Source organism: Gimesia chilikensis, assembly GCF_008329715.1.
GTDB classification, from domain to species: Bacteria; Planctomycetota; Planctomycetia; order Planctomycetales; family Planctomycetaceae; genus Gimesia; species Gimesia chilikensis.
Genome location: NZ_VTSR01000020.1, coordinates 85,160 through 104,947, shown reverse-complemented (window position 1 = coordinate 104,947; position 19,788 = coordinate 85,160). Strand labels below are relative to the sequence as shown.

Here is a 19,788-nt window from a genome sequence, read left to right as displayed (position 1 = left end):
TTAAAGTCCCTTCTGATCGTACTGTCTCCGATCAACGTTTTTTCGCTCATTAATTTACGGTCTCTTGATAGAGAGGATATCGGCCATGTGTGCTGATCCTCATCAATCCGGTTCATCGACGGATCTGATCAGTCTACGCGCGATTTATGCGGGGCGGGTGCAGGGCGTCGGATTTCGATATCGCACAACTCAACTGGCGGAGCGTTACCCTGTTACCGGATTCGTCAAAAATCTGTCTGATGGAACCGTGGAACTGGTCGTGCAGGCCCGTGATCAGTCAGTACTCGATCGGTTTTTCGATGATATGATGCTGACATTCGCAACGAATGTGACGGATGTATCGATTCAAGGGGCCCCGGTCGATCCCGGTCGTCAAAGTTTCACCATCGAATATTGAGCGCTCCGATCCCTGCTGGATCACCGACACGCCAGGTTTCTATCAGTCAAAACCCGCTTTGCAGTTCAACAGGCACAGGCTCCCCACCCATTTGCCGTGAGCATGGCAGCAATTTGGCAAGTTATAGCGAAGCTGCCTGTCAGATTGGGGAAAACGCGGGGCGTTTGGGTCTGTTTTCTTTACTTTCGCCACCGGTTCTCGGTAAAGTAGCTGTTGCTTTCCGGTGATGGTCTGCGAATTCTGAATTCTCTTTCTTTTTTCAGAAGTTCAAAAATAAAACCAACATCGGAGCAGACTTCATTCGTATGATGCAAGTGTAGTTGCGCACTCAGGTGTCAGCTGCGGGCACTGACTTTTTGATGCATTATTTTAAAGACGGTACATAAACAATGGGAAACCTGCTGGTATTGGCTGCTGAGACGACAAATCTGACAGTGCAATGGTGGATTACCGGAATCGGAGTTGCAATCTATTTTGTACTCCTGTTCGGTGTGACTTCGATGACCCAGGCGGGTGTAATCGCCAGGGCGACCACGAAGGAAGCCATTCGCCAGCCCGTGTTCCTCTTGCTGATGGCACTTGGTTTAATCCTGCTGCTGTTAAATACGTTTCTCCCGTTCTTTTCGATGGGGGATGACGTCAAGATGCTGATGGACTGTGGTCTGGCCACGATCCTGATCTGCAGTCTGTTGCTGGCCGTGTGGTCGGCGAGTACCAGTATCGCTGATGAAATTGAAGGTAAGACGGCCATGACGCTGTTGTCGAAGCCGATCAACCGCCGTCAGTTTATCGTCGGGAAATACCTGGGGATTCTGAAGGCCGTCGTCTGGCTGATGTTGCCGATGGTGATCACTTTCCTGCTGCTGGTTTACTTCAAAGTCGGCTATGATGCCCGCGAAGCGGCCCAGGAACCACCAACGCACGCCGAGCGGATGGCTGCGGTCTGGCTGATTCTGCCCGGGATTCTGCTGATCTATATGGAAGTCGCCATTCTGGCCGCCATCAGCGTGGCGATCTCGACGCGTCTGCCCATGATGGTCAACATGATTATCTGCTTCGGCGTCTATATCATTGGCCACCTCACTCCCAACCTGGTTCAGGCCAAGGCGGAGGGACTGGAATTTGTGAAGTTTACCGGGCAGCTGATTGCTACGATTCTGCCCAACCTGGATAACTTCAATATGTCACCTGCGGTCGCAACGGGAACCGTGGTTCCACCTGTCTATATTGGTCATTCCGCATTAAGCTGTCTGCTCTATTCCGGAATTGCGATTCTGGTTGCCTTCATCCTTTTCGAAGACCGGGACCTTGCCTGACAGACAGGGGACAGGCCTTTTAATTTAATCACTTAAAACAGATTCGGTGGGTCCTGTGTCAAATCGTCAGCCCAACGCATTCCATCGCGCGTTCCCCGCGCGGGAGTTTTTTCGTGGGTCTGCCAGATCCGTTGTGTTCTGGTCGTTCATCAATGGCCTCTTGCTGGCGTTTCTGCTCATCCTGTTTTTCCTGATCCTGGATCTGCTGGATCATCGTGGGCAGATTTCGGTGCAGGGGGTTGAGCGGGTTCAGCAACTGCAGGAAATCCTGGCCAGTCCCGAACCAGAAGCACCAGCTGAAGCAGCCAAACCATCCGAGGAACCGGCTGAGCCGAAAGCCGATACTGACGAAGTTGCCGCCGCGGAAGAAAAGCCCGCTCCTGAACCGGAGCCGAAAGCGGCTCCCACGGCCGAAAAATCAGCGACTCCTCCAGATCGTTTGGTCCTTTCCGATACGGGAATTCTGCCCTCCGTCTGGTGGACGCATTCCAAATACCATCTGGGGATCATGAAAAGCGTGTATCAGCGCGTCCCCTTGCTGCAGCAGAATCAGTCCGCGTTATTCACACTGATTTTAGTCGCGCTGGTCGTGGCCAGCATCCGGGTGTTGATCCGCTGGCGATGCCGACTGCGGAGCCTGAAGGTTTCCCATCATATTTCGACAACGTTACGCAATATGATTCATCGCCAGGCGCTCCGCCTGGGCCCCGGAGATCTGTCGGGGAAAGAGACCGATCAGGCGTTTCACCTGTTTATTCAGGATGTGGGAACCGTACAGAACGGCGTCTTCCACTGGGTCTACGGTCTGACGCGGCATACTGTGACGCTGGCGATTCTGCTGTTGATTGCCATTTCCATCGACTGGCGTTTAACGCTGCAGTGCATCATCCCGCTGGCCGCAGCCTGGTATTTTCTGATGCAGCATCGCAAAGATTACGATTTGCAGCATGCCAGAACACTGGTCACCATCGATACCGAACTTTCCCTGCTGGCTGAAAATCTGCGGAGCACACGCCTGGTCCGCGGCTATGGAATGGAAAACCCGGAGCATGAACAGTTTCAGAAGCACCTGGCGAAGTACACCGAAAACCTGGAGAAGCTGAAACGCGTTGAAGGCTGGGGACATCGTATCGCCCGGGGCCTGGCCGTCTTCTGTTCGTGCCTGGTTGTCTTTCTGGTGGGGTATAAAGTCCTCGTGAATCCGGATAGCCTGCCGCTCTCTGCAGCGGTGCTGGTGGTGGGAATCTTCGGCTTCTTCTACCTGCCGGTCAACGGTCTGCATGAACTGTTCCGTGTGCGCGAAGAATCCACTGTGGCTGCCAGCTCGATTTATCGTTATCTGAACCTGATCCCCGAAGTCGGGCAGGCAGTCGGAGCGAAATTTCTGGAACCGATGTCGACGGCACTGCAGTTCGAAAACGTCAATTACAGTCTCACGCCCAGTTCGTCTCCGATCTTGAAGGGCTTTGATCTGAAAATTCCCGCCGGTACGACAACCGCACTGGTCTCACTGGAGAAACTCGCCCCGCGCGCTGTCAGTTTCCTGGTCCCCCGCTTTATTGAACCCCGCTCGGGCCGGGTCCTGATCGACGGCGAAGACACAGCGTGGGTGACCCTGGAGTCTCTGCGGGCGGAAGCGATTTTTGTGAGCGGGAACGATCCCTGTCTCACCGGAACCGTTAAGGACAACATCCGCTGCGGCGATGAACGGTATTCGCTGCAGGAAGTCATCGCGGCTTCAAAAGAATCACACGCGCATCAGTTCATCCAGGGACTGCCTCAAGGTTACGAAACCGTGCTGGGGCAGCACGGGGAAGATCTGACAACGGGTGAGTGTTTCCGGTTAGGATTAGCCCGCGCCCTGTTGCGAAAGCCGGCTCTGATGATCATCGAAGAACCGGAAGGGCCGCTCGATGAGGATACCAAAACTCTGCTCGAAGATGCCTACTCCCGGATTTTCCAGAACCGGACCGTGCTGGTCATTCCTTCCCGCATTACGACTCTGCGACGCGTTGATCAGGTCGTCGTGATTCACGAAGGCAAAGTGGAAGCGGTCGACAGTCAATCGAACCTGTTGAAGAAATCCGCCCTGTATCGTCACTGGGAGTACACGCGATTTAACCAGTTCCGGCACTCGCAGGATACTCCGATCGAACAACGTTAAACCAGAGTTTGCAGCATGGATACACTTCACTCTCCGGTAGTCGAGAACGCCATTCGGGTTGCCGCGGAAGCACATAAATCTCAAAAACGCAAGTCGTCCGGAATTCCTTACATCGCGCATCCGATGGGGGTCTGTCTGATCCTGGTGAAAGCCGGCTTCCATGAGGAAGCCATCCTGGCAGCTGCCGCTCTGCATGATGTGGTCGAAGACACCGCGCTGACTTTTGAGGATCTGGAGGGAAACTTTTCGGATGAGGTCCTGCACTACGTCAGGGAGATGACCGAAGAAAAGGAAACCCAGGAGGGCGCAAAGCGAAGCTGGCGAGATCGCAAGCGGGATCATATTGAGGTGATGCAGCAGGCATCACTCGGCGCGCGGGCGATTGAACTCGCGGACAAGCTGCATAATCTGGAAGCGATGCTGTTTGATCTGCAGACGGAAGATCGCGCTGAATTCTGGGGGCACTTTGGCGCCCCGCCGGAAGAGATTGTGCAGTATTATCATTCCATGGTCGAGGCCGCCGGTCAGTCGGATGAACGACTTATCCCGCTGGTAAAAAACTGCCAGTCTCGCCTGGATGAGTTACAGAAACATATGCCATAGTCGACACGGTCAGTCGGGGTGACTTTTCATGCCGGCTGAGGTAGTGTTTAATACATCAGCCGACAGGAAGTGTCTCAATCCGTCTGAACCAGATTTTTCAGGCGCGCTGCCGGAAATGAAATAATAATTGTCACAGGGGAAGCGTGTGCCATGGGAAATAAAGGCGAATATCCCGACTGGTTTTTGTGGTTGTGGGACAAATGGTTCGTCCTGTTTCTGTTGCTGGGAGTCGTGACCTTAGTTCTGATCGCGGGGGCAGTGTACCTCGATACCCGCTTCGAACGCTTTGAACACGAATTGAAGTTCATACCGCCGCCTAGCTATGAACCGCCCGATCTTGCCAGTTACCAGGCGGGCGAAATCGACGCAGAAAAAATGACGCGCAGCGGTTCGATCTATGCCCCCTGTTATTCTCACATCTATTATCATGGCGGATCGCCGTTGCTTCTGGAAACGACTCTGAGTATCCGGAACATCAATCAGGATCAGCCCGTTTACCTCACCGGAGTCAAGTATGTTGATACCGACGGGGAGTCGATTAAGGTCTATCTCGACCAGCCAATCAAGCTCGCTCCGTTTCAGACGATTGAATTCCTGGTGGAAGAAAAAGACAGCACGGGAGGCTCCGGTGCGAATTTTCTCGTGAACTGGATGGCCGAGGAGCAGGTTGCACCGCCGCTGGTTGAATCCGTCATGGTGGGGGCTTCCGGTTCGCGGGCAATCGCCTTCACGCGGAGTGGTGTGCCGATTCCTGCTGCTCAAACGGGAGAATAAAACCGCCCCGAATCCCGGAATCATTTTTAATTCATTGTCATTGAAAGCGCTCTCATGTCATTTCGAATCTTCTCACTGCTGACGCTGTTCCTGGTTTGCCTGCTGCACGGTCATTCTCAGCTCCGGGCCGAAAAACCTAATGTGATCGTAATCATGGCCGATGACCTCGGGTATGGAGACGTTTCCTGTTATGGTGCGACAGCGCTCAAGACGCCTCACATCGATCAACTGGCAGCTGACGGACTGCGGTTTACCAGCGGATACTGTTCCGCTTCGACATGCACGCCGACTCGTTATTCGTTTCTGACCGGGACCTATGCCTTTCGGGGAAAGCGGACCGGGATTGCGCCACCCAATGCCCCCGCGATCATTAAGCCGGGAACAGAGACCATCGCTTCTCTGTTGAAACGCGCCGGCTATTCCACGGCCGTCATCGGTAAATGGCACCTCGGGCTCGGGGGAGAGGCAGGACCGGACTGGAACGGAGCTCTGAAACCGGGGCCCCTGGAAATCGGTTTTGATACCTGCTTCCTGTTGCCGACAACCAATGACCGGGTTCCCCAGGTTTATGTGAAAGATCACCGGGTTCTCAATCTCGATCCGGCAGATCCCCTCTGGGTGGGAAATAAGAAGCCGAGCCCCGATCATCCGACCGGATTAACACACCGTGATACGCTCAAGATGGACTGGTCACACGGGCATAACTCAACGATTCATAATGGAATCAGCCGCATCGGCTTTTATACAGGCGGGCATGCGGCTCGATTCCGCGATGAGGATCTGGCCGATAAGTGGGTCGAGAAGTCAGTTGAATTTATCGAAGCCAACAAAGATCAACCCTTTTTCCTGTTCTTCGCCTCGCACGATATTCACGTCCCGCGTATGCCTCACGAACGGTTTCAGGGAAAAACATCCCTCGGATATCGCGGCGATTCAATTATTCAGCTCGACTGGTGTGTGGGTGAGCTGATGAAAACACTCGATCGTCTAAAACTGGCTGAGAACACACTCGTCGTATTCTGTTCCGATAACGGACCCGTGATGGATGATGGTTACAAAGATGGCGCGCTGGAGAATTTGGGAGATCACCGCGCTGCCGGACCGTATTCCGGGGGCAAGTACAGCGTCTATGAAGGGGGAACCCGGACACCCTTTATTACCCGCTGGAAAGGGCATATCCCGCCTGGCGTCAGTGATGAGCTGGTCTGTACCATCGATTTGCCGGCCAGCCTGGCAACATTGACCGGACAGAAACTGCCCCAGGATGCCTGTCGTGACAGCTTCAATGTGCTGGATGCATTGCTGGGGAAACCGGATGCTGCGGGACGCGCGCATCTTGTGCAACAGAACAACGGGAACAACGGCACGTATGCTTTGCGGACCGGGAAATGGAAATTACAGCGGTACGACAAACAGACCGCCCGCAATATCATTGTCGAGCAGCAACTGTCAAATACCAAAGTCCCCCAGTATCAGTTGTTCGATCTGGAGCAGGATCCTGCGGAAAAGCAGAACGTCATCCAGGCACATCCGGAACTTGCACAGCGGTTGAAAAAACAGCTGGCCGATCTGATCGAGCAGGGGAGCAGCCGACCCGGTGCCGTTGCATCTGTAGAGAAGTAATCAAAACAGAGCCGGCTTCATCTGCGAATTCAATTCGTTCCAGCGGGTGAGCAGTTCCTGCAGTTTGTCCTGCCGCTCGCTGGCGAGATTGGTCTGTTCCGACAGATCCTCTGTGATGTGATACAGCTCCCAGTTTTTGATATCGGGTTTGCCGCGCATTTTGACAATTTTCCAGTCCCCCAGTCGGAGTGCAGCTCGCTTACCCTGACGCCAGAAAAACTCGTGATGCGGCGTGCCATGTTTTTCTTTCAACAGGTACGGCATCAGGTTCTGGCCATCCAGGTCGTCCGGCAGCGGTGCACCGGAGAGAACTGCCGACGTACTGAAAAGATCCATGCTGCTGACTGGCTGCGAATAGGTTTGGCCAGCAGGCAACTTGCCTGTCCAGCGCATCAGAAAGGGAACCCGCAGTCCTCCTTCGTACATGGATCCCTTTTCGCCACGCAGTGGAAGATTGCTGGACGTGAGTTCGCACGTCGGGCCGCCGTTGTCACTCAGAAAGACAATCAATGTGTTGCGATCCAGTTTGGCTTTTCGGACCTGCTGCAGAATCTGGCCGACACTTTGATCCAGTGAAGAGAGCATGGCGGCAAAGATGCGTCGGTGCACATCGTCAATGTTTTGAAAACGCTGCATGTCCGCCTGTTTTCCCTGCAGGGGGCTGTGAACTGCGTTATACGCCAGGTAGAGAAAAAAGGGTTTGTCCTGGTGGCGATCAATAAAGCTGACCGCTTCCCGCGTGAACGCATCAGTCAGGTATTCCGTTTCCACTACCGGTTGTCCGCCGCGAATGATGGGGTTGTTGGCATCATAGTCGGGTTCATCGTATCCCAGATGCGTTGAATATATCAGCTGACCTCCGATCCAGCGGCCCTTGCTTCCACCGGGGAGTGTCTTGCGACGCAGCATGGTGGTCACACCCTGATACGGCGGCGGAACGAAGTAATGCCCTTCATGCATGAAGCCGAAGAATTCGTCGAATCCATGGCGGTAGGGATGATAGTCGGCAGCGCCCCCGAGGTGCCATTTTCCGATCAGACCAGTTGTGTAACCCTGATCGTGCAGAAGTTCGGCCAGTGTCTGTTCTGCAGGCGGCAGTCCGGTACCCGGATCTTCATTGCGGGCACCGATGGGATTGAATTCATAACCGAAGCGAGTTGGGATTTTACCGGTAAGCAGTCCCGCCCGTGACGGACTGCAATTGGGCGCGGTGACATAAGCCTGTGTAAAACGAATTCCTTCTTGCGCCAGTGAGTCGATATGAGGCGTGGGGATCTGCGGATTTCCCTGGCAGCCCAGTTCTCCGTAACCCAGGTCATCGGCGAGTAGAATGATGATGTTGGGCTGTTCTGCTGCCCGCAGAGAGGGATCTGATGCCACGGGGAACAGGATGAAACTGAGCAGAAACAGGGAGACGATCAAACGCATGCTGGTTTCCTCTTCGATGAGCGAATCGATTTGAATACACAGGGCCGTTTCCGGGACCGGAGTGAAACAGCGGCTCATCGATTGTAACGCTTCGGGAAACTGCTGCCCATGAAATCCTGATTGAATTGGTGAAATACGAGTGTGAATGGGGCATCGCTGGAAGGGATCGCTTCGAACGCCTATACTGCAGGTTCGCTGATGAAAGCGATCCCGTCCGCAAGCGAGACCGGGAGCAGCGAAGAACATCACTTAATCCGGAAAGAGAATCATGCCATTACTGGGAGCGCATCAGTCGATTGCTGGTGGATATTATAAAGCCGTGGATCTGGCTGCTGAATTTGAAATGGACTGCGTGCAGATCTTCACCAAGAACAACAACCAGTGGCGGGCGAAGCCTCTGACGGATAAAGATGTGACTCTGTTCCAGGAGCATCTGGAGTCGACGGGCGTGAGCCGTCCCTGCTCGCATATGAGCTACCTGATTAATCTCGCCAGTCCCAAAGATGAACTCTGGAACAAATCGATCGATGCCGTCGTTGTGGAACTGGAACGAGCGGAAGCCCTCGGACTGGAAGGGGCCGTGATGCATCCCGGCAGTTTTGTGACCTCCAGCGAAGAAGAGGGGCTGGATCGGATCGTGGCTGCCATTGATCAGATTCATGAGAAGACCGATGGCTTCCAGACCCAGATCTGGCTGGAGACCACAGCCGGCCAGGGATCGAATCTGGGACATCGCTTCGAACAACTGGCTTATCTGCTGGAGCAGGTCAAAGAAGGGGAGCGACTGGGGATCTGTGTTGATACCTGTCATATCTTTGCTGCCGGCTATCCCCTGATCGAAGCAGACGAATACCAGTCTACCATGCAGGAACTGGATGCCGTGATTGGTTACGATCGCGTGCGGGCCTTCCATCTGAATGACAGCAAGTGTGAGTTCGGCAGTCGTAAAGACCGTCACGAAAACATCGGCAAGGGCTTTCTGGGGCTGGAACCGTTTCGGCATCTGCTCAACGATCCGAATTTCCAGGACCGTCCGATGTATCTGGAAACTCCCAAGGATGAGGAAGACGGCGTACCCCTGGATCAGATTAACATGCAGACCCTGCGTGGTTTATGCGAAGACTGAACGATTTTCTTAAAGACTGCTAAAATCCGAAATACCCTCTCATGCCATCAATTTCGCCCAGTCGATAAAGGGTAACAGGCGAAGTGTCGGGTGCGGTTGCGCGCCTGTGTCATGTCTCGCCTGCACCTCAACGCCCCATTGAGGCTGCTCCCCGCGACCCAGGCAGAGATCTCGTTCCCGTGACGATGTCTGCATGCAGAAACAGGATTTTTCGTTGTGAAGATCGGTCTGTTAACACGAAAACTGACAACGGTTTATTTATTGCTGGCACTCTTCGGTTATCTCACCGTGGGATGTCTGCGCCAGCCTGCGGACGTGATCTCCCAGTCGAATCAGAAATCAGACAACCCGCTGATCACTGCCAGTAACAGCTCCAGCTTTAACTTTTTTGATCAGAAAAAGAAAGTTTCTGTTCAAGAGAAGCCGGGCCGTGTCAAACTGGGGGCGCCGACCTCAGTGCCGGAACAGCAGATTGCTCAAGCGGAACACAAATCCGAGGCGATGCAACCAGGGCCTGTGAAAATCAGCCAGGCTGCCTTTGAGGATGCGGAACGCCAGCGACAGGAAGCAGAAGCAGCAGCTCAAAACAAACCGGTTAAGCGCAGCCCCGCAGATCTGGATGACTGGCGCTCGAAATCGCTGATCGCTTCGGCCAGGAAATATCCCTCAAAGCTGATGGACGCCTGTCAGCAGAACTCCGAACGGATTCAACAGGCTTCCGGTTCGATCAGCAGAGAATTTTCACAAGGGATTCGACGTCTGGCGGGAACCGCGCAGCCAGAAGCCACTTCGCAGGAAAAAGCTCTCACACCGCAGGAACCTCCCCAAGAGGAACCAATTTTCGAACAAACCGCGGATGATGTTTTTCGATCAGACGAACTCGGTCGCTACTTAGATCAGGCCGATCAGCAGCAGTCAGCCGATCCTCAGCTGAAACAACTTGGTCAGGAATTAGAGCGGGATCTGCAGCAGACGAATCCAGTCTTCGAAGATGTGTCACAGGAAATGCGAAGACTGCAGATCAGTTCGATCATGGAACGAGCCCGGCGTGAATTGAAACAGAAGAACTATGAATACGCACAGTTCCTGGCGGAACAGGCCCTGGAAACCAGCTATCGCGGGCATGTCGCCTTTGGTCTGGATGAAGTCTCTCCCCAGATGCTGTTGCAGCAGATCAAAGAAGAACTGGCAGCCCAGCAGCCGTCCGATTTGAAGCAGACAGGTCATTCAGAACCGCAGGTACAGTCTAACGGCGGTCAGAACGTTCCCAACTTCCGTCCCTCAAGGGTTCATCCCTTGAAACGACGTGCTACACCTCCTCAGCAACCCGAACCGGTGAAAACGCGTCCTGTTCAACCAGCTTCACCCGGTTCTGCGAGTGATGAGTTACCTCTGATCGTACCTCGTAACATGGGGACGACTCCTGTTCAGCCACAACAGCCCATCAAACAGAAAAGTTCCACAGGCAGTCTCTCTCTCGAACCTCCCAGTTTTGAACCAACCCTCGAGGCTCCCGTAGAATTACCTCCGATCGAACAGCCGATCCAGCGGCGGGAACAACCCGTACCGCAGGAACCGTCTGTCAAACTGGAACTGGAAGAGGTACCAGCCGAAGCGCCTGCTCGGATTGAGCTGAAAGAGCCGGAACCAGCGGCTGCCCCTGTGCAACCGTCTCAGACTGTTGAAAAGCAGGACGAAAAGCCTGCAGCAGGTCCGGGGCCTCAGCTGATGCTGCCGAAACTGCCTTCTGTTCCCGGTGATCAGACGTCACAGACCGGACGCCACCGCAGTACGCAGACAGCACCCGTGAAGTTTCGCTCGCGGGTTCAGGATCGGGGCGCGGAACCATCTCCCTTTGTCGAGCAGAAACTGGAAGAAGTGCAAGCGGAAGCAGGGCAGGCAGGCACGAGTCTGCAACTGGATGAGATTGAATGGGATCTGGCAGAGAAGAAACGCCCCGAAGTGAAAAGCGGCTGGGGAAGTCTGACAACCCTGTTACTGGTTGCAGGCGGGGTGATCATCTTTCTGCTGTCCGGGATCATCATCGTTCTGCTGCGACGTGGAACCTCTGCCACCTGATGGACTGATCTCATACTTCAGTGATGCGGCAGCAAGCGGGCAGCAGTCGACCGCTCCTGCGAGCGGTCTCTTCTGGATGGATCTGGAATCAGTGTCTGCTTAGTTTTCCGGTTTGGTGAGAAATTCACCACCGCTGATGAACATACCGTTATCGCAGGGCGTGCACCACATGATCTTGACGCGGTATTCAAACTCACGCGTCTCGCTGGCCAGTTTGACGGTTACTTCGCCCGGATTGATCATCCCTTTGTGCAGCAGTCCAAGTCCCTGACGGCTGATTTCACGAGTCATGGCTGAAATGGTATTCCCCCGAGAGGTTTTGATCTCTGCAGGTACGGAGAGTTCCAGGCGATCCACGTCACGGACATTGACGGCATCCTGATTACCGAAGCTGGCCAGTACGTGTTTCAGGTCCTCCATTGAAGGACGGCTCCATGGCGTTTCTTCCATTGAATTACTCCCGGGTTAGAAGTCTGTATTTTGATTTTGTAGGTGGGTTCAGTTCTGACTGATATAGAAATATAGAATACAAATCACGAACAGTGCCTGATTTCATGCCAGATTAGAGAGTTTGCTCCAACTGAGAATCTGTAATTTGAGGGGAATGACTCAGCTTACCACAGTCGATCCCTGCGAACGGGGTAACCGCTGACTCTTGTGTGAGTCAGATCGATGACACCGGCTGTTTTGAATCTACCGGTTGTGACGGTATTTCACCCCTTGAAGGTACGAGTTATACCAGTCGTACGAAAGAAATCAGCTGATTCTGCTATACCGGCTGCCGTTTGGAAAAACCGTTTGACGCATTGTTTCAAGTCGGTTCGATATGAAATTGGGGTGGTCTCAGTAATCGATCATTTGACTGATGACTCAGCCGGGCCTGGATCCTGAGTTCAGAAAAATGTTGATTACCAGGGGTGTGAGTACTTGAAATGGCTCGAGCAAGCGAAAGCAGATTGATCTACCAAATCTTATGATCTCATCTTTCTATCAAAAATACAGTCGTTGCCTGATCTGGGGTGTGTTCTGCACGCTGCCGATTCTGGCCTTCATGGCAGAGCTGCTGCCTTCCAACAATGATATCGAAACCTGGTTGCCCAAGGATTCGGATGTTCGCATTGTTTACGATCGCTTCAAGGCGGAGTTCGGTGCAGAAGAGGTCATTCTGGTTGCGGTCGAGAAGGGGCTGGATCAGCCGGCTCTGATCGAAGGCACCGCAGGGCGGATCGAAACTCTGGATTCCGTCAGAGAGTGCTGGACCCCCGATCGACTGAAAAATATTCTGAATGAATTCCAGGTAGAACCAGCAGAGATCAACCGTCGTCTGGACGGCCTGTTGATGAACAAGCAGCACAACATGGCCGGGATTCTGGTATTACTCTCAGACGAGGGGATTAAAGACCGGGCAGGAACGGTCGCCGGGATTCGTGAAAAGCTGGAGTACAACCAGTTGACCGGTCGTGAGGTCAAGCTGGCGGGAGCGCCGGTGGTGATTGCAGAACTGGATCGTCTGGGCAGTCAGAAATCCAATAAAAAGTTTTTCATCATCACCCTGCTGATCAGCCTGTGTCTTCTGTATTACTCCTTCCGCGAATGGAAGAAAACACTGGCCACACTGGGTCTGACGATCTGGGCCATCAACCTGACCACCGCTCTGATCTACCTGGGCGGCGGTGAGATGAACTTCATTCTTGGTGCCCTGTCGGTGATGGTGCTGGTATTTACGCTCGCCATTTCGATTCACGTGCATCACTATGTCGCCAGCTGTATCGATCAACCCGATCCCCTGTCTGCTGCACTCAAAATCGCCTGGAAACCTTGTTTTCTGGCGACCCTGACAACGACGATCGGCCTGTATTCGCTGACGATCAGCGAAATCGGACCAGTCACCCAGTTCGGCTATGCTGCTTCACTGGGAACGTTCGTCTCCCTGATTACCGGACTCGGGCTCACTCCCGCGGTGTTGACCATCTGGCCCATCGATCCGAAAACCATCCACGCCGCGGAATCCCGCTGGAACTTCCAGAAATGTGCCAACTGGTTGATCGATCATTCCGGACGTGTGTCGCTGGCGACAATCGTATTGGTGATGATTACCGGCGTAGGGTTGTTCAGTCTTAAGACGAAAATTGATCCACTCGATTTTCTGCCCGCGGAAGGACGAGTGATTCAGGATGTGAGAGCGGTTCAGGAGAATCTGACCGAACTTGATTCCGTCGAAGCGATTGTCGATTTTGGCGATGACGACAAGCCGTTTATCGAAAAAGTAGAGCGAGTTCGCGAGCTGGAAAAAGTGATCCAGCAGCATCCTGCTGTCAGGCACACGATGTCGCTGGCGAGCTTCTTCCCGAATCAGTTTCCCGAAAGTCCGTTCGAAACAGCCCGGCTGTTGTCGAAGGCACAGTCGAAGCACGGTGAGAATGACTTCGTTTCTGATGGGGAACGGTTGTGGCGGATTTCCGCTCGCATCAGCAGCGATGCAGAATTGCCTCAGGATCAGATTTACGACGAACTGTCGGCGATGATCAATGACCCGCAGGTCGTTCTGACCGGTGTGGCTCCGTTGTTGCGACGGGCTCAGAACCAGATCTTTACCGGGTTCTGGGAAAGTTTTTCGATGGCGTTTGTGATCATTACGATCGTGATGATTGTCTCGCTGCGTTCCATCAAGGCAGGACTGGTGGCCATGGTTCCCAACCTGACGCCGATCTGCATTGTGTTCGGTATCCTGGGCTGGTACCAGATTCCGATCGACATCGGGATCATGATGACCGCCAGTATCGCACTGGGTATCGCCGTCGACGGGACGTTCCACTTCCTGGTGCGATATCAGGAGCAGTATCGTCTTTCCCGGAATTCAGCTCAGGCTTCCCGCGATTCCCTGCTGATGACCGGTGAACCGATCTTTACGGCTGCGGTGATTACCGGGGCCGGTATGCTGGCGTTAACGCTCAGCAACTTCGTGCCGACCGCGCGGTTTGGCTATATGATGACTTCACTGCTGGTGGCAGCACTGGTGGGAGATTTAATCCTGCTGCCCTGTCTGCTGGCCCTGCGACCACGGAATGTCGATCAGCCGGATGGATCTGATCACAAAGACAGTGGTGCCGAGACGGATGAGTCCCGGCCACGGAGTCCGCATTTTCTCAAGCAGTCGCAACAGGGAGCGAAAGATCAGTCAGACAAAGCAGTTGCATAGTTCATTTTAGTGCAATTGTCTGAATTCGTCGGTCAATCTCTTCGCTTTTCCGTACCCGTTGATTGATATATGAAGCCAGTTCATTATCATTGACTTTCCCCTGAAAAACAGCTTTTTTCTGTGTCGGCGAGGGACCGGTCTGCAGCCTTTCTGTGCTGCAGCGATGCCAGCTGGATAGGACCGACCAGAAAACTGAGATAACAAACAGAGCTATTCAGCACTCTTTTTTTTTCAACTACAGGTTCATAGCGGAAATCAAAATGGGATACCATCTGATCACAGGTGCCACCGGCTTACTGGGAAGATACTTAATTCGAGATTTGTCCATGGCGGGAGTCCCGCTGGCGGTGCTGGTGCGACCTACCCGACGGATGACAGCAGACCAGCGGATCGACATGATCATGGGCTTCTGGGATGATCAGCTGGGCCGTGAACTGCCGCGACCTGTCGTGCTGGAAGGCAACATTAACGAAGAGAATCTGGGGTTAAGCGAAGAGGATCTGAAGTGGGCCACTGAGAATGTGGACTACATGATTCATTCCGCCGCCAGCCTCTCATTCTACAGCACCAGCCATGAAAGTGAGCCCTGGCGTTCCAATGTGGGGGGTGTAAAAAATGTGCTGGAGTTCTGTAAAACCGCTGACATCAAAAAGTTTGCTCACGTTTCGACTGCGTATGTCTGCGGTTTACGAACCGGTCGGATCATGGAATCCGACGTCGATGTGGGACAGGAGTCAGGAAATGACTACGAGCGGAGCAAACTCGAAGCAGAACTGCTTGTTCGCGGCTCTGATCAGTTTGAATCACTGACTGTCTTCCGTCCTGCGATCATTATTGGCGATTCCAAAACCGGATTCACGAACACTTTCCACGGATTCTATGCCGCTCTGCAACTGGGGCACACCCTGATGCAGATGCAGTCCCGGGATGAAACGGGCCTGCTGTATGCCAGCTCCCGGTTTACGCTGAATGGGGATGAATCCAAGAACCTGATTCCCGTTGACTGGGTTTCCGCAGTGATGTCCTACATCATTACGCATCCCAAGCATCACGGCAAAACGTACCATCTGACTCCGCTGCATCCGGTCCAGTCCCGCCTGGTGCACGATGTGCTTTCGACAGCCTGTAAGTTCTATGGTTCCCGGTTTGCGGGGGCTGGCGTGGAACTGACTGACCCCAACGAAGGGGAGCGGTTATTCTACGATCACATCCGGGTGTACAACTCTTACTGGCGTGATGACCCGGTCTTCGACAGTTCCAACACGCAAGAGGCGGCACCGCACCTGCCTTGTCCGCACGTAGATCGCGATCTGCTGCTGCATCTGTCGCAGGTGGCGATTGATATGAACTTCAGCTGGAACGATCGTACGCCCCACCGGTTCGGCGTTAAGTAGCCCAGGGGCTGCCCGGTTTCAGTGGAGGATCTTCTTCTTCGGGATCTTCTTCCACCGGTGGTTGAGGAGCAGGCTCAGTTGGCAGAGGAGGGGCGGCACGATTTTCGTCGTGTCGTCCGGGGACGAGCTTGTCCAGAATCCCGTTAACGAACTGGGATGACTGCGCACTGCCGAATTCACGAGCCAGTTCGACGGCTTCGTCGATAATGACCGCGGACGGCGTGTCGGTGTGCAGCAGTTCGTAGGTTCCCAGTCTCAAGATGTTACGATCGGTGACCGCCATCCGCTTCAGGGACCAGTTCTCTGCGACGTGGACGATTTCCGCATCGATCTGCTGTTTGAACTCCATCACTCCGGTAAACAGTTCCCAGGCGAAAGCGCGAACTGTTTTGCTGCGACCATGCTCATCGATCATTGCGCGAATCTCTTCCGCAGTGATGTCAGAATTGAGGTCGATCTGGTAAAGCATTTGCACGACCAGCTGACGTGCCTGTTTTCGGAGAGACATAGGGGTATCACAACTACAGTCTGGAGACAGAAAAATCCGGTTTGTCCGGGGAAGCGGATCAGGGCCTGATTATCAGGCGGATGGCTGATCCTGATCAATCGAGTCTAACAGATTGACCATCTCAATCGCGGCCAGAGCGGCTTCACTCCCTTTATTGCCGACTTTTCCACCGGCCCGATCCATGGCCTGTTCCATTGTTTCACAGGTTAAAACACCAAACAGAACGGGAATTCCGCTCTCCTGGCTGCTGCGCATGATGCCTGCAGCCACCTGGTGATTGATGTAATCGTGGTGCATGGTGCTGCCCTGAATGACGGCACCGAGGCAGCAGACTGCCTGAAAGCGTCCACTTTTGGCCAGTTTATCAGCGACGAGCGGCAGCTCGAAGGAACCGGGCACCCAGTAGACAGAAATTTTCTCTTCGGAACCACCGTGACGACGGAATGTTTCCAGTGCGCCATCCAGCAGACGGCGGGTAATCAGTTCATTCCAGCGGGATACAACAATTGCATAGTTCGCATCGCGGGCCAGCAGGTTGCCTTCAATCAGTTTGTGGTTCATCGAGGTCGTTATTTCAAATAGCCAGGTGGATAATAAAATGACAGTTCCGGGAGAGTCAGCAGTCTGGTTAGAGACTAATTTGCAGTGCTGATTATCCCAGGTTCATGCTCAGCAGGAATTCTTCGTTCGTTTTAGTACGTCGCATCCGGTTGGTCAACAGTTCCATCGCATCAACGGGATTCATATCGTTGAGAACCCGTCTGAGGATCCAGACGCGACGGAGTTCTTCTTCGTCCATCAGCAATTCTTCGCGACGGGTACCCGACTTGTTGACATCGATGGCCGGCCAGATACGCTTTTCGACCATTCTACGGTCGAGGTGCAGTTCGGTGTTACCGGTCCCCTTGAATTCTTCGAAGATCACTTCATCCATGCGGCTGCCGGTATCGACGAGGGCGGTTGCAACGATTGTCAGGCTGCCCCCTTCTTCCACGTTACGGGCGGCACCGAAGAACCGTTTGGGGTGCTGCAGGGCATTCGCGTCTACACCACCGGAGAGGATCTTACCGGAGTGCGGGACTTCGGTGTTCCAGGCACGGGCCAGACGGGTGATGGAATCCAGGAAGATAACAACGTCTTCCCCGTATTCCACCATGCGTTTGGCTTTTTCAATGACCATTTCCGAAACCTGAATGTGTCGGCTCGGCGGTTCGTCGAATGTACTGGAAACGACTTCGCAGCGGTCGCCGCCGACCTGTCGTTCCATGTCGGTGACTTCTTCCGGGCGCTCGTCAATCAGCAGGATGAACACGTACGCGCCGGGATGGCTGGCGAGAACGCACTTGGCCATTTCCTGCAGCATGACCGTTTTACCGGCACGTGGAGGCGATACGATCAGACCACGCTGTCCCATACCGACGGGGGCCACGAGATCGACAATGCGCGTGCTCAGGTTGCCGGCCGGTGAGGAGAGGCGGAGCCGTTCTTTCGGGTGCAGCGGGGTCAGGTCGTCGAAGAAGACTTTGGTCGTGAGAATTTCGGGGTCACAACCGTTGACCGCTTCGACTCGCAGCAGTGCGAAGTAACGTTCGTTTTCTTTAGGCGGACGAATCTGGCCTGCCACGATCGCACCGGTGCGTAATCCGAAGCGTCGGATCTGGCTGGGCGAGACGTAAATGTCATCCGGGCAGGGGAGGTAATGGTAATCGGGACTGCGGAGGAAGCCGAAGCCGTCCGGCAGGATCTCGAGAGTTCCTTCGCCGAACATGAGGCCATTAACCTTGGTCCGTTCTTTCAGAATCTTGAAGATCAGGTCCTGTTTTTTCAGGCCGGTGTATTCCGTGAGGTTTTCTTCCTTGGCAAGCTGCATGAGTTCTTTCATGGTCAGCCGCTGCAGATCAGCGATGTGGATTTCGCTCTGTTTGATTTTTTCGTAGCGTTCATCAGCCGCTTTGGAAATGGCATCCGCGCGCTGATCTCGCGTCGCGGTTTTGCCCGCTTTACCGTTCGAGTCTAACCCGTCTATATTTTCTGAAGCCACAAGCCCGTCATTTTCAGAGGTCTGAAGTTTTATGGATTTGGCCATGATCAAATACTTTCCGAATTGCTAAATAGTGAGATGAAATCGAGTGGAGTTTCTGGGAATTAAAGCAGATGGGTTGAACGCGAAGAATTATGAACCTCTGGAAAGGTCAGGTAACATTTGAAAAGGCATCAACTGGTTTCGGTTGAATCAGCGGCGAGTCAGCTGTCTCAGGTTGAAGACGAAATTATTATATGTGTCAGACCGAGGATGTGAATGGGATATCCTCAAGTCATTGAATTGTTTCTTTTTCTGTTGGCAGTATTGAATCGATGAATCTGGATAATTGATGACCTGCTGTTTCCAGGTCTTTGTCATTGTGAATCACGGTGGTTGCCAGTTTACGCTTTTCTGAGAGAGGCAACTGTTGATTCTCCCGTTTGGTTAATTCTGCTGCTGACCACCCTCGATTCTCAGTCACTCTGTGCAGGCGTTGCTCAAAGGGACACTCAATAAAAACGATGTGATCACACAGCTTTTGCCATCCCGCTTCCAGAATCACGGCGGCGTCTACCAGGATGGCATCAACCTGTCCCAGGGACCGGGCTGCCATGATTTCCTGTTCCAACCTCCGATGAATCTTGGGATGGACAATCTTTTCAAGTGCGTCTAATGCTTCCTGGTGTTGCTTTGTTTCTCCAAAAACGAGTCTGGCGAGTTCTTTACGTATTATTATCCCCTGTTCATTGAACACCACAGACCCGAAACGGGCTCGTATTTTCTGTTGAACTTCGGGGAAATCAAGTACTTCGTGTCCGATCTTGTCGGCATCGATGACTCTGATCGGTCGAAATGAATTTACTGTTTTGGCTACTGCACTTTTACCTGATCCGATTCCTCCAATCAGAGCAATCGTAGGGATGGCATTATGACAAGACACAAGGTGGTTGTGCTAACTTGCAATGGTGGAAAATGGTTTTCTTACACATTCCTTTGCAACAGAAACTTACCACACAGGAGGCTTATGATTGCTGAATCCCTTAGCAACAAGTAGATGAGACACATAGGCGTGCATTAATATCGTTACCAATACCCAACAGGTTGTCAACAAAAAAAAGGAAAGTTCACTGTTTTCAGCTTAAAATTTATACTTT

At 53.3% G+C, this 19,788-nt stretch carries 17 protein-coding genes; 10 read left to right on the top strand and 7 right to left on the bottom strand.

All coding sequences use genetic code 11. The features are described from left to right. Positions 1-85: 85 nt before the first annotated feature. From FYZ48_RS22545 to FYZ48_RS22520, 6 genes are all read left to right on the top strand, one after another. On the top strand, positions 86-397 hold the full coding sequence (locus tag FYZ48_RS22545) for an acylphosphatase (RefSeq protein ID WP_149344578.1): 312 nt from the start codon (positions 86-88) through the stop codon (positions 395-397). 389 nt (positions 398-786) lie between these two features. Beyond that, positions 787-1,713, top strand: a complete 927-nt coding sequence (locus tag FYZ48_RS22540; protein WP_145187919.1) for an ABC transporter permease — start codon at positions 787-789, stop codon at positions 1,711-1,713. 133 nt (positions 1,714-1,846) lie between these two features. Next, positions 1,847-3,877, top strand: coding sequence for an ABC transporter ATP-binding protein (locus FYZ48_RS22535; protein WP_187782165.1), 2,031 nt, complete (start codon positions 1,847-1,849; stop codon positions 3,875-3,877). A 15-nt stretch (positions 3,878-3,892) separates the two neighbouring features. Then, a complete protein-coding gene (locus tag FYZ48_RS22530) occupies positions 3,893-4,480 on the top strand; it encodes an HD domain-containing protein (RefSeq protein ID WP_149344574.1) in 588 nt (195 codons plus the stop codon). 150 nt (positions 4,481-4,630) lie between these two features. After that, a complete protein-coding gene (locus tag FYZ48_RS22525) occupies positions 4,631-5,254 on the top strand; it encodes a DUF3124 domain-containing protein (protein WP_149344572.1) in 624 nt (207 codons plus the stop codon). Positions 5,255-5,308: 54 nt separating this feature from the next. Then, positions 5,309-6,877, top strand: coding sequence for a sulfatase family protein (locus FYZ48_RS22520; RefSeq protein ID WP_149344570.1), 1,569 nt, complete (start codon positions 5,309-5,311; stop codon positions 6,875-6,877). On the opposite strand, the gene FYZ48_RS22515 is transcribed toward FYZ48_RS22520, so the two are convergent. Beyond that, on the bottom strand, positions 6,878-8,383 hold the full coding sequence (locus FYZ48_RS22515; RefSeq protein WP_242022742.1) for a sulfatase: 1,506 nt from the start codon (positions 8,381-8,383) through the stop codon (positions 6,878-6,880). 190 nt (positions 8,384-8,573) lie between these two features. Between FYZ48_RS22515 and FYZ48_RS22510 the strand changes: the two genes are divergently transcribed. Continuing rightward, entirely contained in the window at positions 8,574-9,431 is an 858-nt protein-coding gene (locus FYZ48_RS22510) for a deoxyribonuclease IV (RefSeq protein WP_149344568.1), read from the top strand. A gap of 39 nt (positions 9,432-9,470) precedes the next feature. Here FYZ48_RS22510 and FYZ48_RS29320 read toward each other — a convergent pair whose 3' ends face one another. Continuing rightward, positions 9,471-9,626 (bottom strand): hypothetical protein, encoded by a 156-nt coding sequence (locus FYZ48_RS29320; protein ID WP_155366531.1) that lies wholly within the window; start codon positions 9,624-9,626, stop codon positions 9,471-9,473. 21 nt (positions 9,627-9,647) lie between these two features. On the opposite strand from FYZ48_RS29320, the gene FYZ48_RS22505 reads away from it, so the two are divergent. Next, positions 9,648-11,510, top strand: a complete 1,863-nt coding sequence (locus FYZ48_RS22505) for a hypothetical protein (RefSeq protein WP_149344566.1) — start codon at positions 9,648-9,650, stop codon at positions 11,508-11,510. Between the two features lie 99 nt (positions 11,511-11,609). Here the strand turns inward: FYZ48_RS22505 and FYZ48_RS22500 are convergent, their stop codons facing one another. Next, the gene (locus FYZ48_RS22500; RefSeq protein WP_145187900.1) at positions 11,610-11,960 is read right to left on the bottom strand and encodes a PilZ domain-containing protein; all 351 of its coding nucleotides are present in this window, start codon (positions 11,958-11,960) and stop codon (positions 11,610-11,612) included. A gap of 523 nt (positions 11,961-12,483) precedes the next feature. Between FYZ48_RS22500 and FYZ48_RS22495 the strand changes: the two genes are divergently transcribed. After that, positions 12,484-14,709, top strand: coding sequence for an efflux RND transporter permease subunit (locus FYZ48_RS22495; protein ID WP_149344564.1), 2,226 nt, complete (start codon positions 12,484-12,486; stop codon positions 14,707-14,709). A gap of 260 nt (positions 14,710-14,969) precedes the next feature. Beyond that, positions 14,970-16,103 (top strand): SDR family oxidoreductase, encoded by a 1,134-nt coding sequence (locus tag FYZ48_RS22490; RefSeq protein WP_149344562.1) that lies wholly within the window; start codon positions 14,970-14,972, stop codon positions 16,101-16,103. Here the strand turns inward: FYZ48_RS22490 and nusB are convergent. From nusB to coaE, 4 genes are all read right to left on the bottom strand, one after another. Next, the gene (nusB, locus tag FYZ48_RS22485) at positions 16,096-16,611 is read right to left on the bottom strand and encodes a transcription antitermination factor NusB (RefSeq protein ID WP_145042079.1); all 516 of its coding nucleotides are present in this window, start codon (positions 16,609-16,611) and stop codon (positions 16,096-16,098) included. The genes FYZ48_RS22490 and nusB overlap by 8 nt on opposite strands. A 72-nt stretch (positions 16,612-16,683) precedes the next feature. Then, the gene (gene ribH / locus FYZ48_RS22480; protein WP_145042078.1) at positions 16,684-17,172 is read right to left on the bottom strand and encodes a 6,7-dimethyl-8-ribityllumazine synthase; all 489 of its coding nucleotides are present in this window, start codon (positions 17,170-17,172) and stop codon (positions 16,684-16,686) included. Between the two features lie 91 nt (positions 17,173-17,263). Next, positions 17,264-18,697, bottom strand: a complete 1,434-nt coding sequence (gene rho / locus FYZ48_RS22475) for a transcription termination factor Rho (protein WP_145042077.1) — start codon at positions 18,695-18,697, stop codon at positions 17,264-17,266. A 229-nt stretch (positions 18,698-18,926) separates the two neighbouring features. Further along, complete coding sequence (gene coaE / locus FYZ48_RS22470; protein WP_149344560.1) at positions 18,927-19,574, bottom strand: dephospho-CoA kinase; 648 nt, start codon at positions 19,572-19,574, stop codon at positions 18,927-18,929. Positions 19,575-19,788 lie beyond the last annotated feature (214 nt).